General features: G+C 71.3%; 2 protein-coding genes. Both read left to right on the forward strand.

The window, feature by feature from the left end; genetic code table 11:
- Positions 1–70: 70 nt before the first annotated feature.
- Complete coding sequence (locus FNH04_RS05560) at positions 71–10,132, forward strand: scabin-related ADP-ribosyltransferase (RefSeq protein ID WP_152780883.1); 10,062 nt, start codon at positions 71–73, stop codon at positions 10,130–10,132.
- Entirely contained in the window at positions 10,129–12,810 is a 2,682-nt protein-coding gene (locus FNH04_RS05565) for a right-handed parallel beta-helix repeat-containing protein (protein ID WP_322722629.1), read from the forward strand. The genes FNH04_RS05560 and FNH04_RS05565 overlap by 4 nt, the downstream gene beginning before the upstream one ends.
- Positions 12,811–12,819: the final 9 nt, after the last annotated feature.

Raw genomic sequence — 12,819 nt, forward strand, 5'->3', positions numbered from 1 at the left:
TTTACGTCACCACGACGTCATCCGCGAACGCGCGGCCGACCCTCGAGTCCTGGACATCCTGGAGGACCCCGTGGCCACCCCCGACGACTGGAGCCAAGTCGGTTACAACGGAAATCCGGTAACCGGGAATCCCGAAGTCGTCGACGGCATCGCCAAGGGCTTCCGCCACCTCGAGGATCTGGCCGCCGAGGCCGCCAGGGGGCTCGACGCCTTCCTGCTCAAGGCGGAGGACGGGGGCTTCGAGGGAGAGACCGCGGACGGCCTCCGCGAGTACATCCGCAGGGAGCTCCGGACGACGTTCGTGCCGAACGTCCAGCGCTCCTTCGAACAGGCGGCCTCGGCCACGGAGCGCTACGCGAACGCCCTGAGGGACGCCCAGGGCAGAGCGGAGGGTGCCGCGAGGCGAGGCGGGGCCGTGGCGATTCCCCCGGCGGGCATCGTCGGGAAGAACGCCCCGCCGCCCGCGGAACTGACCGCCGCGAAGAACGACGTGCGGGCCGAGGTCGATTTCATCACCGCCGAGGCCAAGATCCTCGAGGACGCCCTGGACGAGGCGGCCGACCTGGTGTCCAAGCCCGTCCCGAAGACGAAGAAGACCGCCTGGCAGAAGTTCTGGCAGGCCCTGGAGATCATCACGATGGTGGTCTCGATCATTGCCATCTTCGTCGCAGGCCCCATAGGTCTGCTGGCCATGGCCCTGAACGCGGCGGTTTTCCTCAAGGCCGTGGCGGACTACGCGGCCGGGAAGACGAACGCCCTCGGCCTGGGCCTGGCCTTCCTGGGCCTTCTCGGTCCGTCGACCAAGGGCCTCACCACCTTCGGCAGGCTGGCGGGGCTGCTCAAGACAGCCGGCGCTCTCGGCCTCAAAGGTGCTCTCGCGGCTCTCAGAGGGGCTCCTCGAGCCCTGTCCGCGGGCGGGCGTCTGCTGCTGCGGAACGGCAAGCTGCTGTTCCACCCCCGCACCCTGGCCACCCTGACCGGTCAGTTTCTGACCAGGGGGGCGTCGAGGTTCGGCGGCCTGGCCTCCACGGGGCTGTCCCGGATATCCGGGTTCATGGCCAGAGCTCCCCGGATACTGTCGGGCGCGCTGCGGTCCATTCCCGGGTTCTTCAGGGGCATGTGGCAGCAGGGGCGGTTCGCGATACGCCGGGACTTCTTCATGTCCACCGCGTTCGTCAGCGGCAGCACGGGCCGGCGACTCGGCGTCTACGCGATCATCAACACGGGCCGGGCCTTCGACCTCGCGGTGTCCGCCCTCCTGCCGGTCAGATACGGGGAACTCGCCAGGTTCGGCTACCGGACCGCCTTCCGCATGGGCTTCCTCGAGCGCGGCCTTCTCATGCGGCCCTCCGTCGGCCGCTCGATCACCCGCGGCGCGGGTTCGGTCGGAAACGGCCTCTTCGACCTGACGAGGAAGGGCCTGCACACACCCGACACCGGACGGACGGGCGGGGACTTCGGTAAGCTGGTCACTCCCGGCACCCAGGCCTGGGACGACGCGCTCGACGAACTGACCGAGTTCGTGCCCCCGCCGGCCGCACTGCCGCGTACCCCGGCCGTGAGCTCCCTGTCCCGCGGTCCCGGGTCGACGCCCAACCAGTTCTCGAGCAGCCTCGACGATCTGGTGGAGCCGACCGTCATCAGCGACCTCGACACGGCGGGCTCCCGCTTCAGCACGCTGCTCGGCAAGCAGGGCGTCGACGTACTGGACCTGGATCGCGGCGGACAGCTGCCCCCGCCGCTGCTCCGGACCCTGGACACCCTCGACACCCTCGACGAGCTGGGCAGGCCGAGCGTGCCCGGCCCCCGGTCCGTGCTGCTGGAGCAACCGCCGAACGCGGTCACCCGGCTGCGGAACCTGGACACCGTGATGGGCCTGGACCGCACCGGAGCGGGCCTGCTGAAGCCCCTCGACGACCTGGAGGACCTCGCGAACCTCGGTCTCGACGGCGACTTCGGCGGCCTGACCGTCACCCAGCTGAGCAAGATCCTCGACGGTGAGATCGACCTCGTGAACGTCACACCGGACGGAGTGGTCCTGCGCATCGGGAAGACCGATCCGGTGGACGTCCAGGTCCGGCTGACGGGCGAGGTGACGGTCCGCGTCCTGAACCCCTCCGAGACCGTCAGCCGACTTCCCTCAGTCGTGGGGAAGTTCACCGGACCGGACGCGCCGGCCGGTCCCGGCATCAAGCTCGACGACCTGGTGCGGCTGCTACCGGACGCCGGTGGCGACACCCGCCGCGCGCGGCAGTTGCTGGGCCTCGGGCCGCTCAGGACCGACCTCGTCACCACGCCGGTCACGACACAGACCGGATTCCCGCCCCTGACCCTGCGGGAGATCATCACGGGCGGAGAGGTCGGCAAGACCGCCACGGACCGCTTCCAGGCCTGGCTGCGGGTGCAGAACGCCGAGATCGATCTGGACACGGCCGGCCGCGAACTCTCCCGGCTCACCGAGCTGCCCGACGTGCCCCCGCTGAACCGCGCCCAGGCCGAACTGGACCTGAGCGCCGCGGAACTGAAGTTCAACCAGGCACGGATGGACTTCGACAGGCTCGGGCTGAACCTGGACACCGTCCGCCAGGACATCACCGTGATGATGACCCGCTTCGACGGTCCGGCGGCCGGCCTGCCGACCGGTGAACTGCGGCTGCTGGACGACGTGGGACAGCCCACCGGCCAGTGGATCACGCTGGAGCCCGGGGCGAGCGTCCAGTGGGTGCTCAGGACCGACGCGGGAGTCGTTCCGCGCACCGACGTGCGGTGGGCCTCCGACGGCTTCGTCGTCACCACCCCCGAGGGCGTCTTCAAGGTCGGACCGGAGGGCAGGCCCGTGCCCCTCGACACGCCGGCCGTGCTCACGGGCCGCGGGCCTGTCAACCTTCCCTCGCCGGGCAGCCTCGACCGGCTGTTCGCCGCTGCCGACCGCTCGGTGGACATCCGGACGATCCGTCCGGAACCTGTCTGGCGCGAGGGCAACGAGACGCTCTGGCGCATCGGCGGCAAGCGGGGGCTGGACCAGATCTTCAGCGAGGGGTTCCGTCCGCGTGCTCCCTTGGAGACCAACCTCGACGTCATGGTCAGGACCGGCGATCCGTCGGCGTTCGTGAGCACCACGACCGACAGCAACCTCATCTGGGACGGCGTGTTCAAGTTCGAGATCGAGGCCCCGGGCGGGATCGACGTCGGCAGGACCTTCGAGCGTGCCCAGGGAACGGAGGCATGGAAGGCGTCGGGCTGGGAGTCCCAGCGCGAGATCGCCTTCCCCGGTGGCATCGCCCCGGAGTTCATCCGTGGCGCGTACCGGCTGGACGCGCAGCACAACCTCGTCGACTGGGTCCCGAACCCCAACTTCAAGGGCAGCAACCCGCTGCCCGATCTGGCGGCGGATTTGAGGCTGTCCGCCGAAGGGACCTCGGGCCTCAACGCGCTGGACTTCCAGGGGCTGTCCGTCGACGACCAGCTGCGCCTGCTGGACCAGCTGGATCTCGGCGGGTCCCAGGGTCTGAACAGGGTCGACAGCCTGGGCGACCTGGACCTCGGCAAACTGTCGGACTCGTTCGATCTGAACCGGTACGACGGACCGTTTCCCGAGAGTGAGCTGCGGCTGCTGGATCCCGGGCACTCCACCGGGCTGCGCCTGGAGTGGGAGAGCATGCCGCGTGCCGGGGGCGGCGCCACGGTCACCAACGCACTGGGGGACGTGCGCCTGCAGTACACCGCCGGCGGTGCTCTGGAGTTCGTCGAGGTACGAGTCCCCGGCAGGGGCGCCTTCCTGCAGTTCGACGCGGTCCCCGATATGAGATCGGTGCCCAAGGTGGTCGGCCCGGACGGCACTCCGTCGGCCGCCGGCGACGTGGTGATCAATCCGGTGCGCGGTGCGCTGGGAGTGGCCACCGGCGTGGAGGTACGGACGCTGGACGGGCTGTGGACCGCCCGGTTCGACCTGGACGGCACACGGCTGTCCGAGCGGCTGACACTGTCCGGCGTCAACGGCGGCCCGCTGGCCGGCGGGCGGCTGACCACGACGTTCACGCAGGTGCCGGGCGGCGGGGCGGCCCCGTCGTTCCGGCTGACCGTGCCGGGTCCGGGCGACGGCACCTTCTCCGTCAGATCGCTGGACGGCGAGCTCGCCCAGCGGCTGCCCGGCGGATTCCAGGTGACCGACACGAGGACCGGCGCCTCGTTCGTCCTCGACAGAGGCGGCCGGTTCGTGGATCTTCCCGCGGAAGGGGCGCCGTCGCCGTCGCGGCTGGACACGTCCGGAGCGACGGTGCCGGACACGAACGTGGTTGCGCGGATGGGTCCCATCGACTTCGGGGGCACACCGACCGAGCGCTTCCCGCTCACCTCCAACCCCGAGGAAAACCTGCTGGACATCGCCGCCACCGACCTCACACGGACACTCGACCGAGCCGGTGCCGTCGACACCCCGGTCACCGATGTCCGGCTGCCCGGACTCGACGAACGGGCCTTCCAGCGCCTGGCGGACACCGGACCGCCGACCGACCTGACGATCACCCGCCTCACCCCGTTCGACGGCGTCCCCCTGTCCGGGACGGGCGACCTGGCGGGCCGGGAGCTGCGGCTCGTGGCCGCTTCCCCCGAGGGCACCCCCGGCTCGTTCGGGCTGGAGGTCGTGGAGTTCTCACCGACCCGGGGCGGGGCAGGTCCGGAGCCGCGGTTCACGGTGGAGCGGATCGAGAGCGGTGGCTTCCGCGTCACCGATCCGGCCGGGACCACCCGGTGGGAGTTCAGCGCCGGCGGCGGCTTCGTCGCCCGCGAGACGGCACTCGTGGACAACGATCTGGGGCTGCCGCCCGACCTGTGGTTCAGGGTCACCAACCCGTCTGTCACGGCGGACGGGACGTCGACCCGGTTCGTGGGGGTGGTCCCCCCCGGAGGCAGACCCGCCTCCCTCACCGATTCCTTCCGGCTCACGCTGGTGGACCGGACGCTCCGGAGCGAGCTGCCCGGCGGCTTCACGCTGACCGACACCGTCTCCGGCGGCCGTTTCCACTTCGACGCCGACGGCAACCTCATGTTCCGGGACCGACCGGCCCACGACGGCTCCGGTCTCTGGCGTTTCACGGAAGGCGCGCCCGACACCCCGCCCGTCCGGCTCGACGACCTCGGCGCCCCCGGCGACGGGCTCGGCCCTCTCGCGGACGACGTCCTGGACGACCTGACGGAGAACTTCCACCGCACCCTCGACGATGCGTCGGGCGGCACCCGCCTGCCCGACGCCCCGGATCTGTCCTTGAGCAGGGACCTGCGGATGCCGCACGGGACGGGAGACCGATCCGGCCTGCCGCTCATCCGGTTCGGTTCCGACGATCTGCCCGAACTCGATGATCCGCGCATCTGGGCAGCCCTGGACGAGCACTGGCGGACGGTTCTGGACGCGGCACCGGGCACACGGCTGACCGGCATGGACGAACTCGCGGACTTCGACATACGGACGGTGAGGGTCCCCTCCACCGACACGGCACCCGGGTCGTTCCGCCTCGAACTGGTCAACCGCACCCCGGAAGCGGACGGGACGATCCGCGGAGCGGACTTCACCGTCGAGCGCGCCCCGGACGGTGGGTACGTCGTCACCGACCCGACCCGGACCACCACGTGGACGTTCGCCGAGGACGGCCGTTTCCTGGGACGCGAGACGATCCTCTCGGGAGACGGGCTCCCGGCCGATCTGCAGCTCAGGGTGACCGTCGTCACCGACGGGGACGGGACGGCACGTACCGTGGTCGACCTGACCGGTCCCTCCGGCTCGGTCAACTCGGTACGGCTCACCCCCGTCACGGGAACGCTGGCCGAGCGCCTGCCCGGTGGCTTCACCCTCACCGACACCGTCACAGGCAGCCGCTTCCACTTCGACAACACCGGCCGCCTCGCGTACCGCGACCTCCCGGCTCGAGACGGTTCCGGCTTCGACCGCTTCGCCGAGGGCGTGCCGGGCACCCCGCCCACGCGGCTCGTCGAGCCGCTGGCCGAGCGTTTCCCGCTCACCTCCATCCCCGAGGAGGACCTCGTCGACGAGGCCGTCCTCGACGACGTTCTGCGCGAGGGACTCCGGCCCGAGGAGATCACCGAGCTCGCGCCGATCTTCGAGCGCACCCTCGACGAGGCATCGGGCTTTCGCATCCCGCCCTCAGGCACGGCAGCGGACCTGTCGGACATCACGGGAGCCACGGACTTCCTGCATGCCGCGGACGACGCCCAGGCCTTCCAGACGCTCGATCTCCCCCGCCTCCAGCAGCTCGCCGACGGTGCGAGCGACTCGCTGAACAGGTTCGGTCTGAGCCCCGATCTCCTGCACGGCGACCTCCGTGGGATGACGGGCCAGGCCCAGCTCACGCTGCGGCGGGAGGCCGCCTCGGCTCTGGGCGACTACCTCGCGCTGCCTCCTGAGATCCGTGTGAGGGACATCGACGCCTTCGCCCGGGGAGAAGGCGGCCGCACCGTCGGAGACTTCACCGTCTCCGTCGTGCCGCGAGGGGGCCCCGGAGGCAGCCGGTACGTCCTCGTCCACAACCCCACCGGCCTGACCCACGGCTACGGCTTCAACCGCGAGCTCCTCTACCAGGAGATGTTCGTGAGAGGCGGCCCCGCCGAACTGGACGGGATGAGGGTCGGCCTCACCGGCCGTGCCGCCGGTGGAGGCGAGTGGACCCCCAGCTCCATGGAGTTCGTGGGCTCGCGGCCGGGTGACCTCTCCCTCACTGTCACGCCCCTCGTGCCGGACGGACTACCGCGTGAGCTCCGCGGCGGGTTCACCGTCACCGACGCATCGGGTGCCGTGAAGTGGCACTACGGCCCGGAGGGGAGAGTGGCCCTCCGGGATGTCGGGCTCCCCGCCGACCGGGGCGGCCTCCGCTTCGACATGGGCGCGCCCGACGGCGTACCGCAGGCACTCGACAGGGCGGGTCTCCCGTCCACGGCGCTGCGCGTGGAGCGGCTCGACGACGGCCGGATCGCCGCGTTCCCCACCGGACCGGCGGCCCACAGGCTGGAGCGGGCGGTGTTCGACACCCATGGCGGGACACTGCTGGAGGAGACCATCGCCGTACGCGGCAAGGGCGGCAGGTTCACCGGCGAGTTCTGGAACATCGACCACGTCGCCGGCAAGGCCGTCCGCACCGACGCCGACGGCACTCCGTTCACCGACGCCTTCAGCACCGCCACCGTGGAGAGGCCCGGCACAGGCCAGTTCAGGCTGACGAGCACCACTCAGGGCAAGGTGCCCCTCTTCGAGCGCGAGGTCCTCAGGAACGGCAACACCCTGCACGTCGACTGGCGTCCGTCCGGCCGCGCCCGGTGGACGGAGTTCGACGCCGTCGGCAGCCGGTTCCGGCACGGCCAGCGGGTCGGGGACGTGGACCAGCGCACCTTCCACGACGTGACGACCGGTACCTGGCGCGTCCTCAACACCATGGACGTACGGACGTACACGAAGGCCATCGACGGTGGGCTCGTCCGCGCCGAGAAGGGGGCGGACGGCCACTGGACGTGGCAGCGCTTCGACAAGAGCGGCACCGAGGTTCTGTCCGGCGACCGTCACTGGAGCTGGAACCACGTGGCCTTCCAGGACACCTACCGCGATCCGGTCACCGGGCTGGAGACGGTGGCCCAGCAACGCGGACAGACCTGGCCCTTCGGCGGGGTGGTGCACGGCTCGCGCACGTACTCGGAGCATGCGGTGATGCCCGGTCTGGCTCCCGCCGGGGGCCGTGTCGACCCCGGCGACGTCACCGGCTTCTCCCCGTTGAACGTCCAGGTCGAGCGCCTGGAGACACTGGCGGACGGCGGCAGCCTGTTCGTCCGGCGGTTCGCCGACATGCGTCCGCCCGCCTTCATGTGGAAGGGGGCCGCGGGCCGCAACCCGTTCGACGGCTTCTTCAGCGATCTGTTCGCCGGTGAGTCACTGGGCCGGGTCAGCTTCTGGACCGAGACCGCCGCCGACGGCACCGAGGTGACCGGCGTCCGCCTCAACCCGACCGGCGCCAACTGGGTCGACTTCGACCAGTACGGCCGCCTCGTGCGCGAGAGCCGGAAGCTGGAGAACGGCCAGGTCATCGAGGTCGGACGCGGCCTGGAGGACCCCGCCAAGTGGGCGCCGGTCCCGGAGTTCCGGAGCGGCGGCTCGTACGAACTGCACTGGAAGAACACGACGACCGGCCAGACGGGCACCCGGCACGTCGACGGCAACGGACGGTGGAGGGACATCTTCACCGACGACCAGGGCATCGAGCGGGTGCAGCTGCGCAGCGAGGGCAGGGGCACCCGGGAGTACCTGCACAACGCCCCCTCCACCGAGGAGCTCCGCCTCAACGACGACACGGGATTCTGGGTCGACAAGAACACCCAGCAGCACATCTCCGGCCGCCGCGACCTGGTGGACGACAAGATCGTGGAGTCGTCCGGCAGCCCCTACCGCACCAAGTGGACCTGGAAGGCGTACGACCCGAGCGCCCCGGAGACGGTCATCGGCGAAGGCATACGCCGACAGAACCGGGGCTCGATCTACACGCACCCCTGGGACGACTCGTTCAAGGACTTCGACCTCGACGGCAACCTCGTCCGAGAGCGCAACGCGACCGACACCGGGAGCTCCTGGATCGACGCGGTGAAGCAGGACGACGGCACCTGGAAGTGGACCAGGCGGGGGGCCGACGGCACGGTCAAGCCCGGGGACACGGGCGTCCGCGTCTACGACGACATCAAGGCCGGCCGTTGGCGCGACCTCATCGACGACCAGGTGGTCAGACAGCGGGTCGACGACCGGGTCCGGGAGTTCAAGTACGAGATCGTCGCCCCCGAGCCGCCTGCAGCGCCCACCGCGCCCCTGCGGAGAGGGTCGTTGCGTGACCTGCTCTCCGATGCCGCCCGCCACTTCGAGACGCCCGCCACGGTCCGCGTCGACCGGGACGTCTGGAAGGAGTTCGACGCCGGCAAGGTCTTCCGCGAGAGGATCGCCGTGGACGGCGTGCCGGGCCGCCACCGCGTGATCGACAAGCAGTGGGGCCAGTGGGTCGAGTTCCAGAACGGTCACCTGGTCCAGCGGCGGACCCCCGACGGACGGATCTGGACGACCGACGCGTTCGGCCGGTGGGGCACCTCCGGCCCGGCCACGGTGTTCCAGCGCATGACCGGGACCCTGCCCCGGGTCGGCGGCGATGTCGGTCTGCACGGCAGCCGTGGCTGGACGCAGATCGGCCGGGAGTTCGACTGGCGTGGCCTGGACGCCGAGATCATGGGCCATATGCGGGAGATCCAGGACGTGTGGCACGGGACGTTCACCCGCGTCAAGGACGGCGAGGCCCTCGAGATGCCGATGTGGCAGCGTGAGCTCCGCAGCGGTCTGCTCTCGTTCAGCACCACCTTCGTCACCGACTTCGGGGCGAGCCTGGCCATCACCGCCGCGGTCAACGACGGCCAGCTCACGAGGGACGACTACCTCAAGGCGCTGATCACCGGTGGCGTCGGCGGAACCTTCACCAACGGGCTCAACCTGCTGTACAACCACACGCGGCTGGGCTGGCTGAAGACCAGCATCGGCACGAGGGACTGGGGCGGGCATCCCAACCAGACCCTCGCCACGCAGACCGACGACTGGGTGACCGAGTTCGCCGCCCAGGAGAAGGTCACCCGCTGGCGCAACGCCACCTACGCCAACACCGTCGGCCTGGGCACCTCGGCGCTCAGCGCCTTCGTCAGCAACTCCGTCAACGCGGCGATCTTCGGCGTCAACGGCAACGAGACCAAGGGCTGGGACGCGCTGGAAGCGGGCGGATGGGGCGCGCTGGCCTCCGCCTTCGGCGGCGTGACCACCAACCTCGCGAAGAACGTCTGGCACCTGACCGCCGGCGGCAGGGTCTTCCACAAGGGCGGCTGGGGCGAGTACGCGGCGAACCTGGGCGAGTCCGCACTGAGCCGGTACTTCACATGGGTCCTGAACGAGCGGGACGACAACGACGGCCGCTTCGACCTGCCCAACGCCGGGCGGAGCTTCCCGACCCAGGCCCCCACGACCCCGCCCGTGGCGCCGCCGTCCCAGCAGCAGAACCAGCAACCCGCGCCTGACGCGCCCGCCGCGTTCACCGCAGACGATTTGGAGCTCCCGTGACCGCCACCGCCACCGTGCACCGGGTCGCCCCCAGGGGCCGCGGCGCCCACCGCAGCATCACCGCCGCCGTGCGCGCCGCCTCCGACGGTGACGAGATCCGCATCGCCCCGGGCGAGTACGTCGAAGTGCTGGTCCTGGACCGTGGGGTGTCCCTGGTGCCGGACGAGGCGCCGGACCACGCCGTACGGGTGCTGGCGGCGGACCCCGGTCGGCCCGCCCTGGAGATCACCGCCCCCGGTGTCTACGTCGGCGGTCTCGTGCTGACGGGGCAGGACCCCGGGCTGCCCGCCGTCCTGGTGGCCGCCGGCGGGCTGGAGCTGGACGGCTGCGAGATCTCCGGCGGCCGTGTCGAGGCGAGCGGTGACGCGGCGCTGACGACGCGCGGCTGCCATGTCTCCGGTGCCGCCCTGGCCGGGGTGCACGCGAACACCACCGGCCCGGCCGAGCTGGTCAACACGGTCGTCGAGGACATCGACGGCACGGGGGTCGTCCTCGGCTCCGCCACGGCCGCGGAGGCCACCGGGCTGACGGTGCGCCGGGTCACGGGCTCGGGAGTCCGGATACGGGGCGGGGCCGGGGCCGTACTCCGCGACTGCCGTATCACCGCCCCCGGCCGCAGCGGACTGCTGGTGGAGGACGACGCGACCGTGACCGCGCTGGACTGCCGGGTGGAGGAGACGGGCGCGGAGGGCATCCGGGTGCTCGGGAGCTCCCCCCGCCCCGGAGAGGCTCCCAAGCGTCCGGCGGGCGCGGAGGGCGGAGTGGTGCTCGCCGACTGCCAGGTGCTGCGGACCGGCGCGGACGGGGTGTCCGTCTCCGGTTCCGGTGACGTGCTGCTGATGAACTGTCGGCTGCGGGACGGCTCCGGTCCCGGGGTGAGCGGCGACGAGGACGGCAGGGTCGTCCTGGTGGACTGCCAGGTGGACCGGCCGCACGGCTCCTGTCTGGTGGCCCGGGGCAACGCCCGGCTGTCCGCGGAGGACACCTCGATGCACGGCAGCCGCGCCAACGGCCTGCTGGCGGGCGACCGCTCCCAGGTGAGGCTGGCGTCGAGCGATGTGACGGACTGCGGCTTCAGCGCCGTACACGCCTGCGACGACGCCCGGCTGTCGCTCACCTCCTGCCGTATCGGCACCACGCCCGAGCACGGCGTCCGGGCCACCGACCGGGCCGAGCTCACCGTGGAGGGCGTCCGGATCAGCGACTGCGGGCTGGCGGGCCTGCAGATCGACGCCGCGGCGGGCGCACGGGTGCGCGGTCTGTCCGTCGTACGGGGCCGTACCGGGATCAGCGCCGAGTCCACCGGGACGGTCGTCCTGGAGGAGTGCGATGTCGCGGACGCCGAACGCGCGGGCATCAGCTGCGGTACCGGCACGTCGGCCGTGCTGCGGGACTGCCGGATCACCGGCACCGGCACCGCCGGGCTGGTGGTCGGCGAACGCGCGACCCCCAGCATCGAGGGCTGCACGGTGCGCGACGCCGCTGGTTCCGGGCTGGTCCTGGGCCCGTCGGCCGAACCACGTGTCCGGTCCGTCACCGTGGCCCGTACCGGCAAGAACAGCCTGTTCGTCGGCGAGAAGGCGCGCGGCACCTTCGAGGAGTGCGTCTTCTCCGGGGCCGGCACCGACGGCGCCGCGTTCCCGGCCCTGCATGTGTCGGCCGGGAGCGCGCCCGTACTGCGCGGCTGCGTGGTGCGGGACACCGAGGAGGACGTGGCCGCGGAGAAGGGGGCACGGCCGGTGTTCGACGACTGCCTGTCGCGGAACGTGACGAACCCGGCGCTGCCGACCGGCCCCAGGGAGGCCCTGCCGTCCGCCGCGGGCGCGGACACGGCCGCCGCCGGGACCGGCGCGCGGGAGACCGAGGCGCCTGCCGAGGACACGCTGGAGGACCTGCTCGCCGAACTCGACGGCCTGGCGGGGCTGGATCGCGTCAAGAACGACGTGTCGTCCCTCGTGAAGCTGATGCAGACGGTTCGCCGCCGTGAGGAGATGGGCCTGGCCCCTCCCCCGCTCAGCCGCCATCTGGTCTTCACCGGCAACCCGGGAACCGGCAAGACCACCGTGGCCCGGCTCTACGGACGCATCCTGGCCGCCGTCGGCCTGCTGGAACGCGGCCATCTCGTCGAGGCGGACCGCTCGGCGCTGGTCGGCGAGTACGTCGGACACACCGGCCCGAAGACCACGCGGGTGTTCGAACAGGCCCGGGGCGGGGTCCTGTTCATCGACGAGGCGTACTCCCTCACCCAGTACACCGGTACCAACGACTTCGGCCAGGAAGCGATCGCCACCCTGCTGAAGCTGATGGAGGACCACCGTGACGACGTGGTGGTGATCGTGGCCGGATACCCCAAGGAGATGGAGGTGTTCGTGCGCTCCAACCCCGGTCTGGCCTCGCGCTTCACCCGCACCCTGCTCTTCGAGGACTACGGTGCCGCCGAGCTCGTCAGCATCGTGGAGCACCAGGCCGCGCAGCACCAGTACGAGCTGACCCCGACGGCCCGCGAGGCACTGACGGCGCACTTCGAGACGGTGCCCCGGGGTCGCGGCTTCGGCAACGGACGCGCCGCCCGCCAGCTGTTCCAGTCGATGACGGAGCGGCAGGCCTACCGCGTCGCCGAGCTGCCCGAGGCCTCGGAGTCCGACCTGATGACCCTCACGCCCGAAGACCTGCCGTAGGTGTCCCAC

This window comes from Streptomyces phyllanthi, from assembly GCF_009377205.1.
Lineage (GTDB): Bacteria > Actinomycetota > Actinomycetes > Streptomycetales > Streptomycetaceae > Streptomyces > Streptomyces phyllanthi.